Source organism: Micromonospora sp. NBRC 110038 (assembly GCF_020884815.1).
Lineage (GTDB): Bacteria > Actinomycetota > Actinomycetes > Mycobacteriales > Micromonosporaceae > Micromonospora > Micromonospora haikouensis.
This window is the reverse complement of record NZ_BBOL01000001.1, coordinates 417,659-442,652: the sequence shown is the minus strand read 5'-3', so window position 1 is coordinate 442,652 and position 24,994 is coordinate 417,659. Positions and strand designations below refer to the sequence as shown.

The window sequence follows — 24,994 nt, the reverse complement described above, 5'->3', positions numbered from 1 at the left end:
CCGAGTCTCGGGCCCCGACAGCCCGGCGACGAGTGGCCGGAATGCCATGGTGCGCAATAATCGGGCCATGACGTTCGTGCCGCACCGGGTCGCGGTGCTCGCCGTGGACCGCGTGGTCGGCCTCGACCTCGGCACTCCCGCCCAGGTCCTCGGCGCGGCCCGCACCCCCGACGGTGACCCCCTCTACTCGGTGGGCACCTGCACGGCGGGCGGCCGCCCGGTCCGCAGCACCGCCGGCTTCCAGGTGCTGCCCGACCACGGGCTGGAGCTGGTCGCCGCCGCCGACACGGTGGTCGTGCCCGGGGTGCACGGCGGCGGGCCGATGACCGACGGCACGGTGGACCCGGCCGTGGCGGGGGCGCTGCGCGACGCCCACGCCCGGGGCGCCCGGGTCATGTCGATCTGCACGGGCGCGTTCGTGCTCGCCGCCGCCGGCCTGCTCAACGGCCGGCGGGCCACCACCCACTGGGCGTACGCGGGGCTGTTCCGCCGGCTGCACCCCACGATCGAGCTGGACCCGGAGGTGCTGTTCATCGACTCCGGCGACGTGCTCACCTCCGCCGGGGTCGCCGCCGGGATCGACCTCTGCCTGCACGTCGTGCGCACCGACCACGGCAGCGACGTGGCGAACCGGGCGGCCCGGCGTTGCGTGGTGCCGCCGTGGCGAGACGGCGGGCAGGCCCAGTACATCGAGCGCCCGGTGCCCCGCGACCCGGCCAACGGCACCGCCGCCACCCGCGAGTGGGCCCGGCAGCGGCTGCACGAGCCGGTGGCCCTGCGCGACCTGGCCGCACACGCCCGGATGAGCGTGCGCACCTTCACCCGGCACTTCCGCTCGGAGACCGGGCTCAGCCCGGCCCAGTGGCTGCTGCAGCAGCGCACCGACCACGCCCGGCTGCTGCTGGAGACGACGGACCTCAGCGTCGAGCAGGTGGCCCACCGGTCCGGCTTCGGCACCGCCACCGCACTTCGCCAACGGCTGCACGGGCGGGTCGGCGTCTCCCCGTCGGCATACCGCAGGGCCTTCCGGTCCCGCGCCTGACCGGCCCCTCTCGGCCCCTTTCGACCCCTCTCGGCCCGGCCCGCCGGCCCACCCGGACACCGCCCCACCGCCCACCGCCGGCCGGTCGCCGCCCACCACAGCCGCCCCGCCGCCCGCCGGCCACTGGCCGCTGGTCGCCGCCCACCCACGCCGGTCGCCGGCTTGGGCAACGACGCGGCTGACCCAGCTCGGTGACACGGCGTAACTCCTCGACCGCCGCGCACGCCCACCCGGCCGAGCTGACGTTGCGTTACCCTCCTTCCACCTCGCCCCACCGACCCCCTTCCCTTTGCTCTGCACCCACCCACGCAGCACCGCCGTTGAACTGGCCAGACGCCAAAGGCGCCAGCCTTCGGGTGAGGGCGAGCCGATCGCGCAGCGTGAGCGTTGCGTATGCGGGTGCAGAGCAAAGGGAGACGCACGGGTGTGCGGCCCCGGCGGCTGCGGTTGCAGCGTGTCACCTGCCGGTTGGTGGGGGTGGCTAGCGCCGAAGGCGATCCGGCTCGGCGCTCGGGCGCGGCTCCTGGCCCAGCCGCGCCTGCCGGAGCTGCCGGGCCGCCAGGCCGCCGCCGCGCCGTCGCCGGGTCAGGCGCGGTGGGCGTGGAACTGCGGGCGCAGGGCCCGCAGTTGGGCCAGGTGCTTCGGCAGGTGGACCCGGGCGTGCAGGTCGAGGGTGCGGGCCCAGGGCAGGGTCTCGTCGACCCGCAGGTCGACGTCCTCGTGCAGCCTGGTCTCGACCGGCGTCTGCGCCGCCGGGCCCAGCCGGTCGACCAGCGCGCAGAGCCGCCGGCTGGTCTCCCGCAGCCGGTCGGCCAGCCCACCCAGCGCCGCCGCGCCGCCCGCAGTCGGCCCGACGCCGCCTGCACCCGGGTCGGCGTACTCGGCGACGAGGGCGTCGAGTTGGGGGCGGTGGATGGCGTCCAGGTCGTAGTACGCGAACGGGGAGCCGGCGAGCACCGCCTCGGTCGCCTCGCTCATCAGCTCGTCGTTGGCCACCAGATGCGCCACGATCTGCTCGGCGCTCAGCTCCCCGTCGCCGGGCGGCTCGAACCCGCCGGCCGCCACCTCGGCGAGCACCTCGTCGTACGCCCGCCGCAGAGCCTCGCTGTCCACGAGCCCAGTCAACCCCGGTGCCGGCCCGGCTGGGCAGCGCTACCGCACCGGGGTCACCCGGACGGGACCGGGTCACCGGCGCAGCCGGGCCGGCGGGCGCTCAGCGGCGGCCCCGGCGGGCGCGCAGGTAGTCGCTGACCACGTACTCGCCGAGGTCGTCGAGGTCGGGGGTGAACATCCGGCCCCGGGACCGGCGGGCCACCGCGTCGACGAAGCGGCGCAGGCCGGGGTCCTCGCCGAGCATGAACAGGTTGAGCATCGCGCCGGCCCGGGTCAGCCGGTCCACCTCCCGGATCGTCGCCGCGATCGTCTCGGACAGCGGCGGCCAGTGGAAGTACGCCTGGCCGTCGTCGGGGTCGAGGTGGGCGGTGGGCTCGCCGTCGGTGACCACGAGGACCACCGGCTCCGCGCCCGGGTGCCGGCGCAGGTGCCGACCCGCCAGGCGCAACGCGTGCTGGAGGTTGGTGCCCTGCTGCAGGTCCGGTTCGACGGCCGCCAGCTCCGCCTGGGTCAGCGGCGCCGCCTGCCGGCCGAACCCGATGATCTGCAGCGCGTCCTGCGGGAAGCGGGTCGCCATCAGGTGGGACAGGGCCAGGGCCGTCTGCTTCATCGGCCCCCACCGCCCCTGCGAGATCATCGAGTACGACAGGTCCACGCACAGCGCCACCGCCGCCGACGCCCGGCGCTCCGTCTCCGCCACCTCGAAGTCCTCGGCGGCGAGTTGGACCGGCACCGACGGCCCCGCCCGGCGGACCGCCCGGTGCAGGGTGCGCACCACGTCGATCGGCTGCTCGTCGCCGTACTCCCACTGCCGCGACGCCCCGCTGACCTCGCCGGCCGCGCCCGCCGTACGCAGGTCGTGCTGGCCGCGCGGCCCGGCCGTCAGGTCGGCGAAGACCTGGCGCAGCGCGGTGCCGGCGAGCCGCCGCAGCGCCTTCGGGCTGAGCGTCAGCCCGTCGGCGTCCCGGGTCACCCAGCCCTGCCGGCGCAGCTCCCGCTCCAGCTCCCGCAGCCGGCGCACGTCGTCGGCCGCGTCGCGGCCCAGCGTCCGGGCCACCGCCTCGACGTCCACGTCGTCCAGGGTCGCGCCGGGATGCTCCTGGTCCAGGGCGTCGAGCAGCTCGTCCAGCTCGGCGATCTCGGCGAGCGCCCCGGTCGCCTCGCCGTAGCCGAGCGGCTGCTCGCCGCGGACCCGCTCGCCCCCGCCCCGGTGCAGGTCGGGGCGCAGCGCCCGCAGGTTCGCGTCGAGCGCGGCCAGCTCGCCGGCCAGCCGTTCGCCGAGGGACTCGCGCATCAGCCCGGCCAGCTCCTCGCGCTGCCGGTCCGACAGCGACCGCATCAGCCGCTCCCCGGCCGCCGCCCGCCGGGCCAGCACGTCGACCAGCTCGTCGACGTCCCTCGGCTGCTCCGGGAAGAACTCGCCGTGGCGGCGCATGAACTCGGCGAACGCGTCGGTGGTGTCCTCCGACCGGGCGTGCCGGGCCAGCAGGTCGTTGAGGTCGCGCATCATCTCCGCGAGCTGCCGCTGGACCTGCGGGTCGCCGGCGGCCCGCGCCGCGTCGCGCAGGCCGGCGAAGCGCTGCTCCAGCACGTCGCCGCGCAGCCCGTCGAGGATCCGCCGGTACGCCTGCCGGGCCTCCTCGCTGGCCCACTCGTAGCCCGCCAGCTCCCGCACGGCGCGGGCGGTGGACCGGGGCAGGTTGTCCAGCACCGCCTCGGCGAAGCGGGCCGCCTCGTCGTCGCGCCCGCGCAGCTCGTCCCGCTCGGCGGCGAGGGCCTGGTCGAGCAGCGCCCGGGCCCGGGTCACCGCCCCGTCGAGGTCGCCCCGGCGCAGCGCCTCGCGGCGCAGCCGCCGGGCCCGGGCGGCGAGGTCGTCGAGGCCGCCGCGCCCCTGCGGGCCGCGCCGCAGCAGGTCGCGCAGCGCCTCGCGGAGGTTGCCGCCGGCCAGCACCTCCGCGCCGACCGAGTCGACGGCGGCCCGCACGTCGTACGGCGGGGCGAGCGGGTCGGGGCCGCCGCGCCACTGGCCGTACCGGAACCGGTTGCCGGCCACCTCAGCCCCGGCCGCCGTAGACGGTGCGCCCCGAGTCGGTGACGTCCTTGCCCAGCCGACGCGTCAGGTGCAGCCCCTCCAGCACGAACTCGACGCCGGCTGCCGCCTGCTCCGGCGTCGGCGCGTCGCCCAGCCCGAGCCGGTCGAGGGCCTTGGCCAGCCCCGGCACGGTGCCGACCTGGCGCAGCAGCTCGGCCGAGGCGACCAGTTCGCCGGTCTCCACGACCCGGCCGTCGTCCACCAGCGCGGTGAAGCCGGACAGGTCCAGCCCGGCGAGCCGGGCCCGGAACGTGTCGGCGGTCGCGGTACGCAGCAGGTGGGCGAGGATCTCGACCTCCCGCCCGTCCTCGCCGCTCTCGAACTCGACCTTGCCGCGCAGCGTGGAGGTCACCGACACCGCGTCGCCGACCCGGGCGACGGGCGCCTCCTCGCGTACCCCCTCGGTGCTGGCATCGGCCGCGAGCAGGCCGGAGCGGCGCAGCGCGGCGGCGGCGACGGTCTCGGCGGCGGCGATCGCGAACCGGGCCGAGACGCCGGAGCGCTGGTCGACCGACGGTGAGTCGCGCACCGCGCGGGCGAACCGGGCCAGCACCTCCAGCACATGCTCGGGCACGTCGGCGACCAGGTCGGCCTCCTGCCGGATCAGGGCCAGCTCCAGCTCCAGGCCGAGCGGGTAGTGGGTGTGGATCTCCGCGCCGAAGCGGTCCTTGAGCGGGGTGATGATCCGGCCCCGGTTGGTGTAGTCCTCCGGGTTGGCGCTGGCCACCAGGAGCAGGTCCAGCGGCAGCCGCAGCTGGTAGCCGCGCACCTGGATGTCGCGCTCCTCCAGCACGTTGAGCAACGCCACCTGGATGCGCTCGGCGAGGTCGGGCAGCTCGTTGACGGCGAAGATGCCCCGGTTGGTGCGCGGCACCAGCCCGAAGTGGATGGTCTCCGGGTCGCCGAGGGTGCGCCCCTGGGCGATCCGGATGGGGTCGACGTCGCCGATCAGGTCGCCGACGCTGGTGTCGGGGGTGGCCAGCTTCTCGCCGTACCGCATGCTGCGGTGCAGCCAGGCGACCGGCAGGTCGTCGCCGGCCTCGGCGGCCAGGGCGCGGGACGCGGGGGTGAGCGGGTGCATCGGGTGCTCGTTGAGCACCGAGCCGGCGATGACCGGGGTCCACTCGTCGAGCAGCGCCACCAGGGAGCGGATCAGCCGGGTCTTGCCCTGGCCGCGCTCGCCGAGCAGCACCATGTCGTGGCCGGCGAGCAGCGCCCGCTCGACCTCGGGCAGCACCGTGTCGTCGTAGCCGACGATGCCGGGGAAGCGGTCCCCACCGGCGCGCAGCCGGGCGAGGAGGTTGTCGCGGAGTTCCTGCTTGACCGTGCGGTAGTGGTGCCCGGCGGCCCGCAGCGCGCCGAGGGTGCCGGGCAGGTCGGCGGGCGGGACCGGGAGAACCTGGTTGGGCTCAGTCACCCGACCCACGCTAGCGCGCCCACGTTGCACGGAGGGGCCCCTGTTAACGCATCCTGTAGAGGAAGGGCCCCTTCCTAACCGCCGTGGACGGCGGGGCAGGCGCGACGAGACGGATCACCGATTGACAGCCCGATAGGCGCGCATCGATGGTTGGAGCGCTCCCAACCACACCGTTCGCCGCTCCCGTCCCGGAGGCCGCCATGAACCGTCCGCGTCCCAGACTCCGTCCCGGCCTGCTGGCGCTGGCCGGCGCGCTGCTGCTCGCGCCCGTCGCCCCGGGCCTCGCCTCGGCGGCCACCGCCGCCGAGGCGGCGGGAGCAGCCGGTGCCGCCGCCCCGCCCGCAGTGGTGCCGATCTGGACGCCGGCTCCCCCGACGCCGAGCACGACGCCGATGAACCCGGGGCCGACGCCGACCACAGGCGCGCCGCACCCGACCGACTACCCGACTCCCACGCCGACGTCGTCCAACCCGACCGATCCGCCGAGCCCCACGCCGACGACCGCCATCCGCTGCTCGGCGACGTGGCGGCTGGTCAGCGACTGGCCGGGGGCCTTCCACGCCGAGGTGACGGTGCACAGCACCGGCACCTCGCCGATGGCCCGCTGGGCGGTACGCCTGACGCTCCCCGAGGGCCAGGGCGTGCGCGACATCTGGAGCGCCACGATCGCCTCGACCATCGACGACGTGGTCACCATCAGCAACGCCGACTGGAACGGCCGGATCGCCCCGGGGGCCAGCACCGCCTTCGGGCTGATCGGCACGGGCCCCGCCACCGCACCCGCCCTGAGCTGCATCGCCGTCTGACGGCCGCACGACGGCCGGGGCAGCGCCGACGAGCTGTCGCTGTCCCGGCCGCCGGCGCGGCGATAGGGTCGGGACCGTGACCTACCTTGCCTCGGACGAGCGCTACCAGACGATGACCTACCGGCGCAGCGGGCGGAGCGGGCTGCGGCTGCCGGCCGTGTCGCTCGGGCTGTGGCACAACTTCGGGCCGGATCGGCCGTACGAGCGGCAGCGGGACATCGTCCGGCGCGCCTTCGACCTCGGCATCACCCACTTCGACCTGGCCAACAACTACGGCCCCCCGCCCGGATCGGCGGAGGAGAACTTCGGCCGGATGCTCGCCACGGACCTGAAGCCCTACCGGGACGAGCTGGTGATCTCCAGCAAGGCCGGGTACGACATGTGGCCCGGCCCGTACGGCGAGTGGGGCTCCCGCAAGTACCTCATTGCCTCGCTCGACCAGTCGCTGCGCCGGATGGGGCTGGACTACGTCGACATCTTCTACTCGCACCGGTTCGACCCGGACACCCCGCTGGAGGAGACGATGGGCGCGCTGGACGCGATCGTCCGCTCCGGCAAGGCCCTCTACGTCGGCATCTCCAACTACGACTCGGAGAAGACCGAGCGGGCCGCCGCGATCCTGCGGGACCTCGGCACGCCGCTGCTGATCAACCAGCCGTCGTACTCGATGCTCGACCGCTGGACCGAGCGCGACGGCCTGCTGGACACGCTGGAGCGGGTGGGGGCCGGCTGCATCGCGTTCAGCCCTCTCGCCCAGGGGCTGCTCACCGACCGCTACCTGGGCGGCATCCCCGAGGACTCGCGGGTGCGCACCAGCGTCTTCCTCAACGAAAGCGACCTCGACGAGCAGAAGATGGCCACCATCCGGGCGCTCGGCGAGGTGGCGGCGCGACGCGGGCAGTCCCTGGCCCAGCTCGCGCTCGCCTGGGCGCTGCGCGACCCGCGCATGACCAGCCTGATCATCGGCGCGAGCAGCGTCGCCCAACTGGAGGCGAACGTCGCCGCCCTGGACAACCTGGACTTCACCGCCGAGGAGCTGGCCGAGATCGACGGCCACCTCGGCTGAGCGTCACCATCGGGCCCCGCCGCGCTCCCCACGGTGGCGAGCACCCGCTGTTAGCCTAAGTGGACACTCGGCAAGGACGTCCGCCGCGCGAGGTCCGTTCAGGCAACGGCCCCTAGGTGCCGACACGCTCACCGGCCGGGTATGGCAGGCAGCGAGGGGATGCGCGGCGTGGGCTTGGTCGAGACGGCACTGTTACGCACCGCAGGCTCGGTGGTGACGCCAGCGGTCAGACGGTGGCTGGGCAACCGCCGCGCCCAACGGGAACGCGACACCTCCCTGATCGAGCTGATCGGCTCGGGAATCGCCGACGACCTCGGAGTACGCCGGGCCGGCCGGCGGTTGGACGACATCGTCGACACCGTCTTTGAACGGCTTCAGCCACTGGTCCGCCGGGGCGAGCAGGCGCTGCCCGACAACGAGGTCGCCGCAGCCCTGGACGCGGTGTCCGACACGCTGCGGGCAGCCGATCTGTCCGATGCGGCGGTGTTCGCCGACGACGTCGACCCCGCGCTGATGGCCACCCGGCTGCGCCGGCAACTGCCCGACGTCCCCGATCGGGCCGGGCTGAGCGAGGCCGCCGCCCACCTGTACGGCAGGGTCCTCGACGAGTGCTGCACGTGCCTGACCCAGTTGGTCGTCCAGCTCGGCCCGTTCCAGGTCCGCGCCACCGTGCAGGCCCTGGAACGGCTGACCACGGTCGCCGACGGCCTCTCCCAGGTCCTGGCGCGACTGCCGGTAACCAGCCTGGACGCCCCGACCGGCACCAGCCACGACACCCAGTTCCGGACCCGGTATTTGGCCCATCTGCTCACCGTGCTGGACCAGCTGGAGCTGTTCGGCATCGACGTACACCGCTACCGGCTGCGTACCCCGCTGAGCATCGCCTACATCAGCCTGGCCGTCACCGGCACCAACGCCCGCAGCCTGCGCCGTGGCGGGTTCCGCTGGGACCCCGGCCGGCTGCGCTCCGACGGCGGCGGTGACAGCGCCTCAGTACGGGCCGAGCAGGCCCTCGGCGCTGCCGAGCGGGTCCTGCTGCGCGGCGACGCCGGCTCCGGCAAGACCACCCTGCTGCAGTGGATCGCGGTCACCGCAGCCCGGCAGGGGTTCACCGGAGACCTCGACAGCTGGAACGGGCGCACCCCGTTCCTGATCCGGCTGCGTGACCACGTCGGCCAGCCCCTGCCTCCCCCGGAACGGTTCCTCGACCTGATCGCCGCCACGGTGGCCGGGCTGATGCCTCCCGGCTGGGCGCACCGCCAACTGGACGCAGGGGCGATCCTGTGCGTCGACGGCGTCGACGAGGTGCCCGAAGCCCAACGGCGGGCGGTGCGGGACTGGCTGCGCGGCCTGCTGGCCGCCTACCCCGACCTGCGGGTCGTGGTCACCTCCCGGCCCGCCGCCGCGTCCGCCAAGTGGCTGAACTCCGAGGGCTTCACCTCGGTGTTCCTGGAACGGATGGGCCCAGCCGACGTCAAAGCGCTGATCCGCCACTGGCACGAGGCGGTCCGCCGCGCCGGGGATCTGCCCTGCGAGTCCCACCTGCTGCCCGGCTATGAGCAACGACTGCTCGCCCAGCTCGACGGCAGCGCCCACCTGCAGAACCTCGCCGGCAGCCCGCTGCTGTGCGCGATGCTGTGCGCGCTGAACCTCGACCGCGACAGCAACCTGCCGCGCAATCGGATGGACATCTATCAGGCCGCGATCGACATGCTGCTCCACCGCCGTGACTCGCAACGCGGCGTCTTCACCAATCTGCCCGATCTCACCAGCCGCGACCAGGCCCAGATCCTGCAGGAAGTCGCCTGGTGGCTGACCCAGAACAGCCGAACCGAACTCACCCGCGCCGAAGCCGAACAACGCTTCGCCCACCGGCTGGCCGGGATCCGGCGCATCGCCGCACCCACCAACGCCGTGCTCGACCACATGATCCACCGCAGCGGCATCCTGCGCGAACCGATCCCCGACCGCATCGACTTCGTCCACCGCACGTTCCAGGAATACCTGGCGGCCCGCGAAGCCGCCGACCAGGGACACACCGGCGCGCTCCTCGAACACGCCCACCTCGACACCTGGCGCGAAACCATCATCCTGGCCGCCGGCCACGCCAACGCACCCGTCCGCACCCAGTTGCTGACCGGCCTGCTCGCCCTCGCCGACGAGCAGCCGAAGAAGGCCCGCAGGCTGCGGCTGCTCGCCGCGGCCTGCCTGGAGACCGCGCCTGCGGTCGAGCCGGAGATCCTCGCCCGGATCCGGTCGCACCTGCGCACCCTGCTGCCCCGGTCGGTAGCCGAAGCCCGGTCCCTGGCCGCCGTGGGAGAACCGCTGCTCGCCGAGCTGCCCGCCGAACTCGGGACGCTGAGCGAGGCTCAAGCCGCAGCAACCGTGCGAGCTGTCGCCCTGGTCAACGGGCCCGCAGCGTTGGCCAGCCTCGCCCGATACGCCGCCGACCCTCGCCCTCGCGTCCAACGAGAACTCATCACCGCCTGGGAATACTTTGACCCCCACGAATACGCCGACAAGGTCCTCGCCGATGCACCGCTCGACAATGGCGAAGTGACAATCGGCAGCGCCAGCCTGCTGCCAGCACTGCCCCGGCTCCGCCACCTCACCGGCACCACATTCTGGTCTTCCGACAATATCGATCTCGAACTGCTTGCTGACACATCACATCTGGTCTCACTATCCGTGAACTCGAAGTTCACCGGAAGCCTCGTACATCTCGCCAAGCACAACAACCTGAGCTTCCTCCAGCTTTTCACCGGTGGCATGCAAATGGACCTGCGCATCCTCGCCACTCTGCCAAACCTCGCTCACCTGCACCTTCGCGACCTCGCGGCCGATCAAGATCTGGGAGCCTTGGCCGGCCTCGGCAAACTAACCGCCCTCAGCGTTCCGGGCGCACCAGTCACCGGAGAACTCCTCGCAAGCCTCCCGTCACTGAGAGATCTGGCCTTCTCTCCACAGTCAACATGGAGCGTGGACATCCTTGCCTCGCTGCCCCACCTAGCTGCGCTGAACCTGACGGCGGCCGCAGAGCCTGTCGGCGGCTTCTCTCAGCTCATGGGCCAGCTCAGCCAGCTTAGTCTCACCAACCTGAGCCTCTGGAGGTGCCAATGGGTGACAGACATTCAGTTGCTTTCGCAGTTTCCGTTGCTCACTGTCCTAGACATCGAAGGCACGTCGGTAGCCGACTTGACGCCGCTGTCAAGCCTCACCCGATTGCAGTGGTTGTACATCGGCCGCACCGAGCAGGTCCTCGATCTCACGCCACTCGGCGGCCTGTCAGAACTAAGGGATCTGCTGATAGGGGCTCCGGCACCCGGGATCGACCTGACGCCGCTGCGCGGAAAACGTATCACCGTACATCTGTCACGACAGATCGAGCTCGACGACACGGCTAGGCCCCACGGCGTACGTATAAAGCGCTTCTGAACGCTCACCACGCATCTCGCCGAACTAGAGCGGGCGGCCTGATCTGTCGCGGCCCGCCCGCGCCGCGAAGGCGGGTGCTACCGCGCCGACTCGGCCTTGAGCCCGGTCAGGAAGCTGGACCACGAGCCACCGTCGAAGGCGAGCGTCGGGCCGTTGCGGTCCTTGGTGTCGCGGACGTCGACCGCGCCGCTGACGAACCGCACCTCGACACACGCCGCGTTGTTGGAGCTGCGGGAGGACTTGAACCAGCCACGGTCGGGGGTGGGGCGAGGGGCCATCACGTCATCTCCTTCGCGATCCGCCGGATCAGCGCCAGCGACTCGTCCGAGCCTAGCGCCCGCTCCCGCGCCTCGGCGAAGGTCACCACGTAGTCCGCGACCCGGCTCGACTGGTCGATGATGTCGCTGGAGGTCAGCACCTCCTGCCAGACCAGGTCGGGCAGCCGGGGCGACGGGAACGACAGGATCTGGAACGGGCCGCCGAGCGCGGGGTGCGCCCCGGCGGCGAACGGCATCACCCGGATCTCGATCTGTTCGGGGCGCTCGGTGAGCAGCCGGTCGAGGTGGTCGAGCTGGGCGCGCATCACCTCCGGGCCGCCCACCTGCTGCCGCAGCACGCCCTCGGCGATCACGGTGGTCACGCGGATCGGGTGGTCGTCGCCGAGCCGCCGCTGCCGCGCCATCCGCGCGGCGACCCGCCGGTCCATCTCGGTCAGCCGGACATAGGTGTTGCCGCCCCGGATGACCGCACGGGCGTACCCCTCGGTCTGCAACAGGCCGTGGAGCAGCTCGTTGTCGTAGGTGCGGATGTGCTCCGCGCCCGCCTCGTAGCCGAGGAAGCGGAGGAAGTCGGCCGGGAAGAGCTGCGAATACTGGTGCCACCAGGCCCGCTGCATGGCACCGACCCGCAGCTCCTCCAGCTCGGCGGCGTCGGACGGGTCGATCTCGTAGATCTTGACGAGCTGGGCCAGCCGGTCGCCCGGCAGCTTGACCCGCCCGGCCTCCACCCCGGAGATGTACGCCTGCGTGATGCCGCTGGCGCGGCCCGCCGCGACCGCCGTCATGCCCACCTCCTCGCGGCGCTCCCGCAGACGCAGCCCCAGCTCCCACGCCTGCACCGTGGGCGACGCGAGCGGCGGCGTCGACTTGCGGCGGGTTCTTGCGGCGTTCGTCGTCATCTCAACCCCATCCGTTCACGGTCACAGGCACATCGGCGACCATAGTCCAGAGACTCGCCGCGCGCTACGCCCTTGATATAAGCATCGTGGTCGGCGATGCTCTCTCCGGGACCGTCACCGAGGAGGCAGCATGTTGAACGAGGTCAGGTGGATTGGTCTGGAGCCGGAGGTGCGGCACGCGTTCTCGCTCTGCCGGGTGCTCGAAGCGGGCACGCCTGACGAGTGGTACGACCTGCTCGGGGTCGTCCGGGTGCCCGTCGACCGGCAGGTGCCGGACAAGCTGCGCGACGGGCTGTTGCCCTGGGCCCTGGCCACCCTGGCGGCCGGCGGCTACGGCTTCGGCCGCTACCACGCCGGCTACTCGACGCTCGACGAGGACGGCGAGCCGGACAAGTCCTTCGCCAGCGAGGACATCAACGGGTCCGGCAGCGGCGTCCTGGTCCCCGCCGATCAGCCACCCGGCCCATGATCCGCTCCAACGTGGCGGCTGACAGCCCGCCCTTGACCCCCGATATAGGTCGAACATATGTTCGACCGATGGCCCTCGTCGGAGAATCCCACCAGCGACAACGGCCGGGAGGGCCGGGCCAGGAGGGCAGACCAGGGCCTACGATCGTCCGCATGGACACGGCGATGACCGAACGGGCCGCACTGGTCGCCCTACTTCGTCGCCCCCGCGTGAACTGGTCGGAGACGGCCCTGGACATCCAGGACAACGGCAGCGCCAAGGCCGTCCTGGACCGCACGATCGGCCACTCCGACACCCTCTTTCCCGACGATTCGACCACCGACCTGATCGACGCCGCCGCCACCGAGATCGTTGGCTGGCAGGCAGACGGGATCGGCGTCCACGCCTTCTTCGACGCCACCTACCCGGCCCAACTGCTCGGCATCCGGGAGATGCCGCCGCTTCTGTTCAGTCGAGGTGACCTGCGCCTTCACGACCGGGCGGTGGCCGTTGTCGGCAGCCGCAGGGCAAGCGCGGACGGGCTACGGATCGCCCGTGCCGTCGCCACCACCCTCGCCGGGCGCGGGGTGACCGTGGTCAGTGGGCTCGCCAGCGGCATCGACACGGCCGCTCACTCCGCCGCGCTGGAGGCAGGGGGGCGCACCGTCGCCGTCATCGGCACCGGCATCCGTCGGTACTATCCGCCGGACAATCGACGCCTACAGGACCACATCGCCGACGTCGGGCTGCTGATCTCCCAGTTCTGGCCCGATGCCCCGCCCAGTCGGCAGAGCTTCCCCATGCGCAACGCCGTGATGAGCGGATACGCGGTCGCGACCGTCGTCGTCGAGGCGGGCGAGACCAGCGGAGCAAGGATCCAGGCCCGGCTCGCCCTCCAGCACGGCCGCCCCGTCGTCCTGACCAGTCAGGTCATGCGGTGCGACTGGGCCAGGGCGTTCGCCGAGAACCCCGGGGTCTACGTCGTCCACGGCACCGCGCAACTGCTGGAGGCCGTCGACGACATCCTCAGCTATCAGCCCACCGAAGCCGGCTTGGAGAACTTCCCTGACTTCGCCCTCCGCTGACCAACGCTGGAGCACCATTCACCGGTACGTCGAAGTCCAGCGCGGCTACCTACGCAACCCGCTGCCGGCGTACCCCTGGATCTGTCCCACATGCCGGGGGGTGCGCGGCGAGGGTTACCCGCTCTGCTTCCGCTGCCAGTCCCACCTGAGCCGCTCGGCCGGGATCCTCGCGGACCTCGTGCTCCCGATCTCCTACTCGCCACGCACCTGGCAGCACCATCACAACCTCAGGGCGTACAAGGGCACGGCCCGTTCCGAGCAGGCTCGACGAAGCCTGCTCGCCGTCTTGCTGCTCTTCCTGCGCGACCACCTCGCCTGCGTGGCGGCCCGCACCGGCGCACCGCCAACACATGTCATCACCGTCCCCAGCACCCGCCGCCCCGGCATTCATCCGCTCACCGACCTCGTCGGCAGTCGGCTCCACCTGCCCTGGATCGACAGCGCGGTCAACCCGAGGTATGGGGCGGACGACCACGACTTCCACGCCGACTGGTTCGCCCCGGCCATTCCCTCGTCCCCATCGCCGATCCACGCACTGATCCTCGAGGACACCTGGACGACCGGTGCCCGCGTGCAGTCACTGGCCCACGCCCTGAAGGTCGCGGGTGTCGCCACGGTCGCCGCGATCGTTCTCGGCCGCCATGTGGATCCGACCTACACGCCGGCAAAGCGGCTGATGGAGGCCATCGCCGATCCGGTCTTCGACCCCGCCCGCTGCGCAACGGAGAACGGCTGACAGCACGCCGAAGCCCAACCTCGGCTGAGGCAGCTCACCAGACCCGGCGGCGGCCGGCGCGGTGGTTGCGTACTCCGCAGGGGCGGCCGGGTGGCGGGGCGGCGGGCCGGCGCAGACGTACGACCAGGGCGGCCAGCAGCACGACCAGCGTGACCGCCGCGCCGGCCGCGACCGGCCACCCGCCCGGGCCGAGCCGGCTCACCGACGCCACAGGCACCCCGGGCGCGCCCCCGACGGTGTCCCCGGCCGGCGCGCCCAGCGTCCCGGCGTCGGCGGCCAGCACCTCCGGGGCGGCGGCCGGCTCAGACTCCCCCGCCGGGGCGACGGCGGTCGGCGCCGGTTTCCCCCCAGCCGGGCCGCCGCCAGGGCCCGCAGCTTCGCGGTAGACCACGTCGGAGCAGGAGTAGTAGGTGTCCTGGGTGTCGGAGTTCTGCCAGATCGTGTAGATGAGGTGCCGCCCGGCGCGGCCCGCCGGCAGCCGGCCCGTCATCGTGTACGCCCCGTCGCGGATCGGCGGGTCGGTCGCCGTGAGGAACGGCTCCGTCTCCAGGTCCACCCAGGTCAGCCGCCGCTTCGGGTCGTAGTCGTCGACGGTCGAGTAGAGCCGGAACGTGCCCCGGTGCGGGATCGTCGTGCGGTAGCGGAAGGTGAACTTCGCGCCCGCCGTCAGCTCGGTCGCCGGCCAGTCGGAGCGTGCCAGGTCCAGCCCCTGGTAGGCGGACAGCCCGCCGCTGCACAGCTCCCCGTCGGGGATGCGTTGCCGGTCCCGCCCGTCGATGCGGGCCACCCGGATGTTGTCCCACTCGCGGACCGCCGCGCCGGCCGACACGGCCGCCCGGCAGGCGGGGGTCGCGGCGTGGGGGCCGCCGGGCCGGCACGCGGCGGCGCGGCTCAGCGGGTCGGTGGGGGCCCCGTGGGCGTACGCCGGGGGCGCGGCGAGCGCCACGGTCGCGGCGGCGACCGCGGCGGCGGCGAACATGCGGCGTACGGCCATGGTGTCGACCTCCCGCGCAGTGGTACGGACGCGGGGCGGCAAAGGTTCGACGGGCGCTGCCCTTACGTGCCCGTGCCCGCTTACCTGCCCGTGCCCGCCGCGCGGAACGGCTGCGCCTGCCAGGCGGCCGGGTCCTCGGGTCGACGGGGCGGGTGGGCGCAGAGGACGTACGAGTCGGGGGCGGTCGCGCCGTGCCGGCCGCCGAGCGTCGCCATGATCGCCCGGTGCACGTCGCGCGGGTCGACGCGCGGGTCGGCCGGGGCGGCGTACCCGACGAGCGACCGGGCGCCGACGGGCCCGTTCCGCAGCACGAGCCTGGCGTACGGGTCGCCGGTCGCCTCCCGGAGCACCCGCTCGCTTTCGGCGAGGTCGATCCAGGCGGAGTCGATCTCCACCCAGTTGTCGCCGCGCTCGACCCGGTCGAGTCCGACCAGGTCACCGAGCCGGTCGTAGTCGATGTCCCGCTCGGCGGCGGTCAGCAGGATCCGCTCCATCGACCACAGCAGCTCCGCTGCCTCGTCGGTGGTGACGTGCCGTACGTCGTGGGTGAGGCCGACCACGACGGTGGGCCGGGTACGCAGGATGACGAGCTGCACCGGGCCGGTGGTCTGCGTCTCCAGGCCGCTCTCCACCTCGGTGCCCCGCACCGGCACCCCGGCCCGCCCGTCGAAGACGCCGCCCCGGGAGGTGCTCATGTCGTTGATCACGAGGTCGCGGTGTCGTTGGCAGCCCCGCTGGGAGCCGATCGACTGGACCAGCTCCTCCACGGCGGTCGCGTCGAAGTAGGCGTACTGGTAGGCGTTGAAGATGTTGAGGTGCGTCTGCCGCAGGGTCTCGTGGAACGAGGGGGCCGGCGCGAACGGGACCAGCGCGCTCTGCGCGATGCTGCCGACGAAGTCTTGCATGCGGGGCAGCGCCCGGTTGCTGTAGAGGGCCTCCAGCATCGCCCGGTCGGTGTCGGTCCACCAGCACAGCAGCGTCGCCGTGGTGGTGACGAGGACGCTGGCCGGGGTGACCCTGGCCCGCTTGGCGATCTCGGCGAGGGCCGCGGCGACGGGGGTGGAGCGCAGCGTCGCGAGCCGGTGCTCCGGCGGCCCCTGGCGGCGGGCCGGGGTGGAGACGAGGCAGGGCGGCAGGGTGTGCAGTTGCCGGCGCCAGTAGTCGAGCGTCCTCGCCATCCGGCGGCGGGCCTCGGGGGTCCGCTCGTACTCGGCCTGGTCGGCGGGCTGCCAGGCCGGCGGGGCCGCCGTGCGGTCGGCGGGCGTGGCGACGAGCCCGACGAACTCGTCCAGCACGATGTTCGCCCCCACCAGGTCCGCGACGGTGTGGGAGAACTCGAAGACGGCCCGCACCGGCACCCCGGCGTCGGTGGTGACCGCCATCCGGACGGGGAAGTCGGCACCGTGGTCGAACGGGCGGGGCGGATCGGTGATCCAGGTGCGGTCGCGCGCCTGCGGCCCGAGTTCGAGCAGCGTCACCTCGACGTGGCCGGACCGGGACACCACCTGGGCCCGCTCGACGCCGGGACCCACCTCGTAGACCGTCCGCAGCCCCTCGTGCCGGGACACCAGCGCGCCGGCCGCTTCGAGCACGTCGTCGACGGTGCGGCCGGCGGGCAGGTCGGCGTGGACGACGAACACCGCACCGGTGCCCTCGTGCGGCATCCAGTCGAAGACGTTGCTCTGCCCGTGGGGCATCGGCCAGCGGCCCGCGCGGTGCCCCGCGAAGGGCACCCGCACCGTCCGGTGGGCGGTCGAGGTCTCGGCCGTGGTCACGGGGCCACCCCCAGCTCGGTCTGGTCGGTCTTCTCCTCGGCGGGCATGGGCGTCGGCTTCGGGCGGGTCAGCAGCCGCAGCCCGGACAGCAGGATCACCAGCGACAGGACGGCCAGCAGGACGCGGTAGTCCACGACGCCGATGAGGACGGCGGCCACCCCGATGCACGCCGTCTGCGGGACCGTCACCAGCATGCCCGCCGTGGTGAAGACCCGGCCCAGCAGCCGCGAGGGGGTGTGCCGTTGCAGCAGGGTGTTCCAGCCGATCGAGAACCAGGTGACCGCGAGCCCGATCCCGATCGCCCCGCCCAGCACGACGGGGGTCGCGCCGACGGCCAGGGCGGCGCAGCCGATCCCCAGGCCGACCAGCGCCCCGCCGATGGCCCGGGCCTCGCCGGCGCGGCGCAGCAGCCACGCGCCGGTGAAGCCGGCGGCGATGGAGCCGATGCCCTGGACGCTGACGATCACCCCGAAGAACGCCGCCGGCCGGTGCAGCCCGTCCTCGACCACCACGAAGATGATCGGCTCCAGGAACCCCACCGCCCCGAACGCGACGGCGCTGACCAGGGTGACCTGGGACAGCAGCGGGACCGACCGGATGTGCCGCAGGCCGGCGAGCAGCTCCGTGCCGAACCGTTCGCCGGTGGGTTCCGGCGGCGACTCGGCGACGCGTACGGACGCGAGCGCGGTGATGGCGGCGAGGAAGGTCAGCGCGTCGATCAGCGCCAGCAGGTGGCCGCCGAACGCGGCGTAGATGCCGGAGCCGACCAGCGGCGCGAGGATGCGGGTGAACCCGAACAGCGTGCCGAACGCCGCGTTGGCCGACGGCAGGTCACGGTCGGGCAGCAGGTCCTTGAGCAGGGCGTTGCGCCCCGCGGTGAGCACCGTGGCGACGCAGCCGTGCACGATGGCGACGGCGTAGATGATCCAGGTGTCCTCGGCGCTGCGCACCCCGAGCAGCGCCAGCACCACCAGCCCGGCGATGCCGTTGGTGACCATCAGCAGCGTCTTGCGGCGTACCCGGTCGATCTGCCGCCCGGCCAGCGGGGCGAACAGCACCGGCAGGCCCATGGCCAGGAAGACCACGCCGGCGGCCGAGTTGCTGCCGGTGAGGTCCTTGACCCAGATGCCGAGGGCCAGCAGCAGCGCGGTGTCGCCGAAGCCCGACAGTGCGTCGCCGATGTACAGCCGCCGAAACCGGCCGTCCCTGAACGCGGTCACTCAACTCAGCGCCTCTCGGTGGTTGGCGGGGCGGCCGACGGGTTCCAGCCGCACCTGAAGGTGGCGATAGCCGTGGACCAGGTTGGAGCGCAGCGGCACCGGCTCCCCGAGCACGGCCACCGCCCCCGCGAACTCGGCCAGGGCGAGCAGCAGCGCCCGCAGTTCCAGCCGGGCCAGCGCCGCGCCCAGGCAGTGGTGCGGACCGTACCCGAAGCCCAGGTGGTTGGCGGCGCGGCCGGGGCGGAACTCGTCGGGGGCGTCGAAGTGGCGGGGGTCCCGGTTGGCCGCCGGCAGCCACGCCACGACCGCGTCGCCGGTCGACACCCGCTGGCCGGGCAGGTCGACGTCGTCGGTGGCGACCCGCAGCACGTGCATCGCGGGCGACGTCCACCGGATGACCTCCTCGACGACCGGCCCGACGAGGCCCGGGTCGGCCCGCAGGCCGGCGAGGGTCCCCGGCGACGTGGCGAGCGCGTGGAAGCAGCCGGCGATCGCGTGGCGGGTCGTCTCGTTGCCGCCGACGAGGACGTTGTCGCAGTTGAGGAGCACCTCGCGCAGGTCGAAGCGGCTGTCGGCGGCCAGCGCGCTGATCAGGTCGTCGCCCGGGCTGCGTCGCCGGTCGGCCACCAGGTCGGCGAGGTAGAGGATCATCTCCGAGTGGGCCGCCTCCGGCGACATCCGGTCGAAGGTGTCGTCCGCGCCGCCGAACGCGTGGTTGGTCAGCTCGATGAGCATGTCGCGGTCGTCCGCCGGCACGCCGAGGATCCGGCAGACGACGCTCGCCGGGATCACCGGCCCGAGCGAGGCGGCGACATCGACACCGCCGGCCGAGACGGCGTCGGCGACGAGCCGGCGCACCTCCTGCCGGACGACGTCGTCGAGGGACTCGGCCATCGCCCGGGACAGGAACGGCATGATCACGCTGCGCAGCCGGCCGTGCTGGGGTCCGTCGGCGACCACGAGCATCCCGCCGCCCGCCTTGTCGGGGTGGTCGCGGTCGAAGCCGATCATCATCCCGTACTCGGAGGTGAACGGCGCCTTCGGCGCGAGGATCGCGCGGCAGCCGGCCAGCGAGAACACCGACCAGAAGCCGCCCGGCGACGTGCCGGCCTCGCTCCACAGCACGGCGTCGCTGGCGGCGTGGTCGCGCCAGCGGGCGAACCGGCCGGGGTCGAGGTAGAGGTCAGGGTCGCCCAGGTCCATCGCCGTGCCCCCTCCGCTCGGTCCCGGCCAGGTCGGTGCTCTCCCCGGCCAGGTCGGTCGTCTCGCGGGCCAGGTCGGTGCTCTCGCGGGTCAGGTCGGTGATCTCCCGGGCCAGCTCGGCGAAGGCGGGCCGGCGGAACACGGTGACGATCCGCAGGTCCACGCCGAAGCGCCGGTGCACCGCGCCGACCAGGTGCAGGGCCTTGATGGAGGTGCCGCCCAGCGCGAAGAAGTGGCTGTCGGCGGCGACGTCGGCGACCCCCAGCAGGTCCCGCCAGATGTCGGCGAGCCCGGCGGCGACCGGGTCGTCGGCGGTGGCCGGTGCGCCGGGTGTGGGCGAACCGTCGGCCGGGGCGGGTGGCGTGTCCGGATCCGGGGCCGGGGCAGCGGCCGGATCCGGGGCAGCGGCGCGGCCCAGCTCCGCCAGCAGCGCCGGCCGGTCCACCTTGCCGTTGTTGGTCGTCGGCAGCCGCCGCACCCGGTGGCAGCGCGCCGGCACCATGTACGCCGGCAGGTTGGCCCGCAGGAACTCCCGCACCTCGCCCGGGTCGGCCGGGCCGGTCAGCACGGCGACCAGCTCCACGGCGTCGGCGGCGGCGACCGCCAGCACCGCGCCCTCGCCCACCCCGGGGCAGTCGCCGAGGACCCGCTCCACCTCGCCCAGCTCGACCCGGAACCCGCTGACCTTGACCTGGTCGTCGCGGCGGCCGAGGAACACGACGCCGCCGTCGGGCAGCAGCCGCACCAGGTCGCCGGTGCGGTAGAGCCGCGCGCCGGGCTCGACGGCGTACGGGTCGGCGACGAACGCGGCGCCGGTGCGCCCCGGGTCGCCCACGTAGCCGTCGGCCAGCCCCTGGCCGCCGACGTACAGCTCGCCGGTGCCGCCGGGCGCGACGGGGGCCAGCCGGTCGTCGAGGACCCGCAGGTACGTGCCGTCGATGGCCCCGCCGATCGGCAGGACACCCCGGTCCAGGTCGGCGGCGGTCACCTCGTGGGCGGCGGAGAAGGTGGTGTTCTCCGTCGGCCCGTACGCGTTGACGAGGTGCTGCGGTGCGCCTGCGGCCAGCATCCGCCGCACCGGCTCCAGCGCGTACTGGTCGCCGCCGATGAGCAGCACCCGCAGGCCGGCGAACGCGTCGGGCACGTGCGCGACGATGGCGTTGAGCAGCGCGTTCGTGGTGAACATGACGCTCACGCCGGTGTCGGCGAGGAACCGCCCCATCCGGTGCGGCGACAGGGCCACCTCGCGGGGCACCACCGCCAGCGTCGCGCCCGCGCACAGCGCGCCCCAGACCTCCAGGGTGGCCGCGTCGAAGGCGGTGTTCGACAGGTGCGCGACGACGTCCTCCGGGTGCAGGCTCAGGAAGTTGGAGCGCGGCACCAGCCGCAGGATCGCCTCGTGCGGCACCACCACGCCCTTCGGCGTCCCGGTGGAGCCGGAGGTGTACATGACGTACGCGGGATGCCGGACGGTCACCGCCACCGGCGGCGACGCGGGCCGGTCGGCGGCCCCGGCCAGCGCGGCGGCCAGGTCGACGGTCGGCACCCCGGCCGGCACGTGCTCCTGCGCGCCCGGCTGGCACAGGGCGAGCCGCACGCCGCTGTCGCGCAGGATCGTCCGGCTGCGGGCGGGCGGCTGGGCCACGTCGACGGGCACGTACGCCGCCCCGGCGCGCAGCACGGCCAGGAACGCGGTGACCGCGTCCGCGCCCCGCTCGGCGGCCACGGCGACCCGGTCCCCCGGCCGTACGCCCGCCTCGACCAGGTGCCCCGCGAGCCCGGCGGCGGCGGCGTCCAGCTCGCCGTAGCTCAGGCTCTTCCCGCCGTGCCGGACGGCGACCGCCTCCGGGTAGGCGCGCGCCCGCTGCGAAACCAGCTCGTGCACCGGCCGGTCGACGGGCTGGCGGGTGTACCCGCCGGGGACCCGGCCGGCGGGCCGGGACGGGGCCGACGCGACCGACGGAGCCGCCGCGACCGGCGCGGGCGGGGTCTCCGGGACGGACAGCGTCGCCGCGACGGGGGCGTCCGGGGCGGCGCTGAGCCGGGTGAGGTCGGCCAGCAGCCGGCCGTGCAGCTCCTCGGCCCGGCCCCGGGTGAACAGGTCCGCGGCGGCCTCCAGCGCCGACGTCGCCGCCGTCGCGCCGGTGGTGACCGTCCACAGCAGCTCGTACTTGGCGGTGCCGGTCGACAGGACGTCGCGGGCGGCGGTGGCCCCGGCCGGGGCCCAGTGCCAGGCGCGGTCGTCGACGTGCGAGATGCTGACCTGGGTCAGCGGGTGCCCGGCCGCACCGGCGGCGGCGGTCGCGTCGGCCACCAGCTCCTGCAACGGCGTCCACTGGTAGGCCAGCGCCGCGCTGACCTGCCCGCGCACCTGCGTGACGAGCTGCCGGAAGGTGGTGTCGGGCCCGACGCGCACCCGGACGGGCAGGACGTTGACGAACATGCCGACCGTGTCCTCGTCGTCGGCCGTCCGCCCGCCCAGCGGCGCGCCGACCACGACCTCCGGCGCATGCGCCGCGCCGCCGGGCGCGGCGGCCCGGGCGAGGAACGCCGCGTACGCGGCGAGCAGCACCATGAACTCCGACGCCGCGCAGGCCGTCGCCAGTTCGGTGAGGCGGGCGACCAGCGCGGCGTCGACCGGGGCGGTCACCACCTCGCCGGCCGGGCCCACCACGTCGGGGCGCGGCCGGTCGGCCGGCAGCGCCATCCGGCCGCCCAGCCCGGCGAGCTGCCCCCGCCAGTGGGCGCGCGCCGCCGCCGCGTCGGGGCGTCCGGCCAGGCCCCGGCGGCGCAGCGGCGGCAGGTCCCGGGCCAGGCCGACGCGTTCGCCGTACGACTGCTGGAGCTGGCGGTCGAGCAGGTCCAGCGAGTGCTGGTCGGCGATCAGGTGGTGCAGGGTGAGCAGCAGGACCGCGCGGTCCCCGGGCTCGGTGACGAGGCAGGCGCGCGCCAGGGGCGGCACGTCGGTGGGCACCGGGCGGCGGGCCTCCTCCGCGACGTACCGGCGGGCCTCGGCGGCGGCCCGCGCGGGCTCCTCCCCGGACAGGTCCACGACCGTCCACGGCAGCGCGGCGGCCGACCGGACCAGCCGCCGGCCGTCCGCCGTGAAGCAGGTGCGCAGCGCCTCGTGCCGGTCCACCAGGTCCTGCAGCGCGGCGCGCAGCGCCTCGGCGTCGACGTCGCCGGCGAACCGGTAGCGCACCGGGACGCAGTACAGCGGCGAGCCCGGGTGCAGCCGGTCGGAGAACAGCAGCCGCTCCTCGGTGGGCGACATCGGGGTCTCGCGCGCCGACGGCGCGTGCCGGGCGAGGTGCGCGGCCACGTCGACGGGCCGGCGGCAGGTGAACAGCAGGTCCAGGTCGACGGCGATGCCGGTGCGCCGGCGCAGTTCGAGGGCCACCTCGACGGCCTGGAGGGACTGCCCGCCGAGGTCGAAGAAGTCGGCGGCCGGGTCGATCCGGTCCCGCCGCAGCACCTGCCCGAAGGCGGCGTGCACGATCTCGGCGTACGGCGCGGCGTCGGCCGTCGCCGGCTGGTTGTCGATACTCACGCGGTCCTCCCCGCGTCGGCACCGGCGTCGCGCCCCGCCCCGGCGCCCGCGCCCCCGTCCGCCCCGGCGCCCGTGCCGGTGCGCCGGACCAGGTGGTCGCCGAGGACGAGCGCGTCCAGGGTGGACCGGGCGAACGTGGCGACCGCCTCGGCGGGGGTGCGGACGATCGGCTGACCCCGCAGGTTGAACGACGTGTTGACCAGCACCGGCAGCCCCGTCCGGCGGCCCATCTCGCGCAGCAGCCCCCAGAACAGCGGCGCGGACTCGCGCTGCACCACCTGCACCCGGGCGGACCCGTCGACGTGGGTGACGGCGGGCAGCCGGTCCCGGTAGGGCTCCCGCACGCCGGTGACCATCAGCATGTGCCGGAACGCCGCCTGCGTCCCCGGCGGGATGTCGAAGTAGGTGGCGGCGTCCTCCACGGGCACCGCCGGGGCGAACGGGCGGAACTCCTCGCGCTGCTTGACCACCGTGTTGAGGTGGGCGCGCATCGTCGGCGAGCGCGGGTCGGCGAGGATGCTGCGGTTGCCCAGGGCGCGCGGGCCGAACTCCATCCGGCCCTGGCACAGCGCCACCGTGGCACCGCCCTCGATCAGCGCGACGGTCTCGCGGACCAGGTCCTCCTCGGCGTGCCGCGCGACGGCGAAGCCGGGGCCGAGGTCGCGCAGCGCCGCCGCGACGTCGGCGGCGGCGAGGTCGTCCCCCCAGTACGGCATGTCCATGCCGGCCGGCGCCGCCGGCCGCGCCTCGCGCAGCGCGGCCAGGGCCGCGCCCAGGGCGGTGCCGTCGTCACCGGCGGCGGGCTGCACGAACACCTCGTCGAAGAGGCCGCTGCGCAGGATCACCCCGTTGGCGGAGCAGTTGAGCGCGACGCCGCCGGCCAGGCAGAGCCGGCGCAGCCCGGTGCGGCGGCGGTACTCGGTGAGCACGTGCAGCAGCGTCCGTTCCAGCGCGTCCTGGAGGGCGGCGGCCACGTCCATGTGGTGCTGCGCCAGCTCGGCGTCGGGCTCGCGCGCCGGGCCGAGCTTCTCCTCCAGCCGGCGCAGCACGCCCTGGTGCGTCTCGCGTTCCATCGGGGACTTGTTGGCCGACAGCAGCGGCACGGCGAACCGGCCGTCGGGGTCGAGCCGGACGAACTCGTCGAGCGGGCCCCGGTAGCGCTGCCGGTCCCCGTACGGGGCCAGGCCCATCACCTTGTATTCGTCCATGCCGGGTTGGAAGCCCAGGTAGTGCGTGAAGACGCTGTAGAGGATGCCCAGCGAACTCATGATCGGGTAGCTGCCGCACTGGTCGAGCGACGCGCCCCGGCCCTCGAACACGGTCAGCGACTCCTGCTCGCCCATGCCGTCGGCCACGACCACCAGCGCCTCGTCGAAGCCGCTGAGGTAGTAGCTGCTGGCGGCGTGGGCCACGTGGTGGCGCACGTGGACGAAGCGGGGTTCGGCGACGGCGGGCGGGTAGTGGGCGCGGAAGGTCTCCCGCTGGACGCGCTGGGCGTACACCTCCTCGTACCACCGGGTGGCGAGGTGGTCGAGCCGCCAGACGGGGGACGGCTCGTACCGGAAGCCGTGGGCGACGACCTCGACGTCGCGCATCGTCGCACCGGCCGCCCGCAGGCAGGCGTCGATCGCGTCGCGGGGGAAGCGGCCGGTGCCCTTGTCGCCGTCGTAGCGTTCCTGCGCGGCGGCGGCGATCACCCCGGTCTCGTCGACCAGGGCCGCCGCAGAGTCGAGGCCCTGGACGATCCGTTGTTCCCGCCGCCACCCGTCGCCGAGTATCGCGCGCTTGAGCGCCGTGCCGCGGTCGAGGCCGCTGAATCCCAGCGTCAGCATTGT

18 protein-coding genes are annotated in these 24,994 nt (G+C 74.0%); 7 read left to right on the top strand and 11 right to left on the bottom strand.

What is annotated here, in order from left to right; all coding sequences use genetic code 11:
* Positions 1-67: 67 nt before the first annotated feature.
* Entirely contained in the window at positions 68-1,042 is a 975-nt protein-coding gene (locus LPU61_RS01820) for a GlxA family transcriptional regulator (protein WP_229403882.1), read from the top strand.
* Between the two features lie 585 nt (positions 1,043-1,627).
* Here LPU61_RS01820 and LPU61_RS01815 read toward each other — a convergent pair.
* From LPU61_RS01815 to LPU61_RS01805, 3 genes are all read right to left on the bottom strand, one after another.
* The gene (locus LPU61_RS01815; protein ID WP_229403881.1) at positions 1,628-2,155 is read right to left on the bottom strand and encodes a hypothetical protein; all 528 of its coding nucleotides are present in this window, start codon (positions 2,153-2,155) and stop codon (positions 1,628-1,630) included.
* Between the two features lie 100 nt (positions 2,156-2,255).
* Positions 2,256-4,208, bottom strand: a complete 1,953-nt coding sequence (locus LPU61_RS01810; RefSeq protein WP_229403880.1) for a VWA domain-containing protein — start codon at positions 4,206-4,208, stop codon at positions 2,256-2,258.
* A gap of 1 nt (position 4,209) precedes the next feature.
* Entirely contained in the window at positions 4,210-5,673 is a 1,464-nt protein-coding gene (locus tag LPU61_RS01805; RefSeq protein ID WP_199485979.1) for a sigma 54-interacting transcriptional regulator, read from the bottom strand.
* A 191-nt stretch (positions 5,674-5,864) separates the two neighbouring features.
* On the opposite strand from LPU61_RS01805, the gene LPU61_RS01800 reads away from it, so the two are divergent.
* The 3 genes from LPU61_RS01800 (at position 5,865) to LPU61_RS01790 (ending at position 10,971) form a co-directional block, all read left to right on the top strand.
* Positions 5,865-6,470 (top strand): cellulose binding domain-containing protein, encoded by a 606-nt coding sequence (locus tag LPU61_RS01800; protein WP_229403879.1) that lies wholly within the window; start codon positions 5,865-5,867, stop codon positions 6,468-6,470.
* Positions 6,471-6,546: 76 nt separating this feature from the next.
* Positions 6,547-7,536 carry an L-glyceraldehyde 3-phosphate reductase gene (mgrA, locus tag LPU61_RS01795; RefSeq protein WP_043962110.1) on the top strand — a complete coding sequence of 330 codons (990 nt, stop codon included), beginning with the start codon at positions 6,547-6,549 and terminating at the stop codon, positions 7,534-7,536.
* Between the two features lie 168 nt (positions 7,537-7,704).
* Positions 7,705-10,971, top strand: coding sequence for an NACHT domain-containing NTPase (locus LPU61_RS01790; protein ID WP_229403878.1), 3,267 nt, complete (start codon positions 7,705-7,707; stop codon positions 10,969-10,971).
* A 77-nt stretch (positions 10,972-11,048) separates the two neighbouring features.
* On the opposite strand, the gene LPU61_RS01785 is transcribed toward LPU61_RS01790, so the two are convergent.
* Positions 11,049-11,249 (bottom strand): DUF397 domain-containing protein, encoded by a 201-nt coding sequence (locus LPU61_RS01785; RefSeq protein WP_229404548.1) that lies wholly within the window; start codon positions 11,247-11,249, stop codon positions 11,049-11,051.
* A complete protein-coding gene (locus LPU61_RS01780) occupies positions 11,249-12,148 on the bottom strand; it encodes a helix-turn-helix transcriptional regulator (protein ID WP_043962106.1) in 900 nt (299 codons plus the stop codon). The genes LPU61_RS01785 and LPU61_RS01780 overlap by 1 nt, the downstream gene beginning before the upstream one ends.
* A gap of 130 nt (positions 12,149-12,278) precedes the next feature.
* Between LPU61_RS01780 and LPU61_RS01775 the strand changes: the two genes are divergently transcribed.
* The 3 genes from LPU61_RS01775 to LPU61_RS01765 all read left to right on the top strand — a co-directional run bounded on the left by LPU61_RS01775 (position 12,279) and on the right by LPU61_RS01765 (position 14,417).
* Positions 12,279-12,617: a hypothetical protein gene (locus tag LPU61_RS01775; RefSeq protein WP_229403877.1), complete on the top strand. Its 339-nt coding sequence runs from the start codon at positions 12,279-12,281 to the stop codon at positions 12,615-12,617.
* 152 nt (positions 12,618-12,769) lie between these two features.
* Complete coding sequence (locus LPU61_RS01770; protein ID WP_043962104.1) at positions 12,770-13,681, top strand: DNA-processing protein DprA; 912 nt, start codon at positions 12,770-12,772, stop codon at positions 13,679-13,681.
* A 100-nt stretch (positions 13,682-13,781) separates the two neighbouring features.
* Positions 13,782-14,417: a hypothetical protein gene (locus LPU61_RS01765; RefSeq protein WP_043962103.1), complete on the top strand. Its 636-nt coding sequence runs from the start codon at positions 13,782-13,784 to the stop codon at positions 14,415-14,417.
* Between the two features lie 34 nt (positions 14,418-14,451).
* Here the strand turns inward: LPU61_RS01765 and LPU61_RS01760 are convergent, their stop codons facing one another.
* The 6 genes from LPU61_RS01760 to LPU61_RS01735 form a co-directional block, all read right to left on the bottom strand.
* Positions 14,452-15,411: a lytic polysaccharide monooxygenase gene (locus LPU61_RS01760; protein WP_229403876.1), complete on the bottom strand. Its 960-nt coding sequence runs from the start codon at positions 15,409-15,411 to the stop codon at positions 14,452-14,454.
* A gap of 80 nt (positions 15,412-15,491) precedes the next feature.
* A complete protein-coding gene (locus LPU61_RS01755) occupies positions 15,492-17,186 on the bottom strand; it encodes a condensation domain-containing protein (protein ID WP_229403875.1) in 1,695 nt (564 codons plus the stop codon).
* The gene (locus LPU61_RS01750; RefSeq protein ID WP_229403874.1) at positions 17,183-18,406 is read right to left on the bottom strand and encodes an MFS transporter; all 1,224 of its coding nucleotides are present in this window, start codon (positions 18,404-18,406) and stop codon (positions 17,183-17,185) included. The genes LPU61_RS01755 and LPU61_RS01750 overlap by 4 nt, the downstream gene beginning before the upstream one ends.
* A complete protein-coding gene (locus tag LPU61_RS01745; protein ID WP_229403873.1) occupies positions 18,407-19,609 on the bottom strand; it encodes a cytochrome P450 in 1,203 nt (400 codons plus the stop codon).
* Positions 19,590-23,159 carry a non-ribosomal peptide synthetase gene (locus LPU61_RS01740; RefSeq protein ID WP_229403872.1) on the bottom strand — a complete coding sequence of 1,190 codons (3,570 nt, stop codon included), beginning with the start codon at positions 23,157-23,159 and terminating at the stop codon, positions 19,590-19,592. The genes LPU61_RS01745 and LPU61_RS01740 overlap by 20 nt, the downstream gene beginning before the upstream one ends.
* Positions 23,156-24,991, bottom strand: coding sequence for a carbamoyltransferase C-terminal domain-containing protein (locus LPU61_RS01735; RefSeq protein WP_229403871.1), 1,836 nt, complete (start codon positions 24,989-24,991; stop codon positions 23,156-23,158). The genes LPU61_RS01740 and LPU61_RS01735 overlap by 4 nt, the downstream gene beginning before the upstream one ends.
* Positions 24,992-24,994: the final 3 nt, after the last annotated feature.

Coding starts and splice junctions, on each gene's coding strand:
- LPU61_RS01775 (WP_229403877.1), top strand. CDS start 12,279: ATGTTGAACGAGGTCAGGTGGATTGGTCTGGAGCCGGAGGTGCGGCAC.
- LPU61_RS01820 (WP_229403882.1), top strand. CDS start 68: ATGACGTTCGTGCCGCACCGGGTCGCGGTGCTCGCCGTGGACCGCGTG.
- LPU61_RS01780 (WP_043962106.1), bottom strand. CDS start 12,148: ATGACGACGAACGCCGCAAGAACCCGCCGCAAGTCGACGCCGCCGCTC.
- LPU61_RS01800 (WP_229403879.1), top strand. CDS start 5,865: ATGAACCGTCCGCGTCCCAGACTCCGTCCCGGCCTGCTGGCGCTGGCC.
- LPU61_RS01770 (WP_043962104.1), top strand. CDS start 12,770: ATGGACACGGCGATGACCGAACGGGCCGCACTGGTCGCCCTACTTCGT.
- LPU61_RS01760 (WP_229403876.1), bottom strand. CDS start 15,411: ATGGCCGTACGCCGCATGTTCGCCGCCGCCGCGGTCGCCGCCGCGACC.
- LPU61_RS01745 (WP_229403873.1), bottom strand. CDS start 19,609: ATGGACCTGGGCGACCCTGACCTCTACCTCGACCCCGGCCGGTTCGCC.
- LPU61_RS01785 (WP_229404548.1), bottom strand. CDS start 11,249: ATGGCCCCTCGCCCCACCCCCGACCGTGGCTGGTTCAAGTCCTCCCGC.
- LPU61_RS01735 (WP_229403871.1), bottom strand. CDS start 24,991: ATGCTGACGCTGGGATTCAGCGGCCTCGACCGCGGCACGGCGCTCAAG.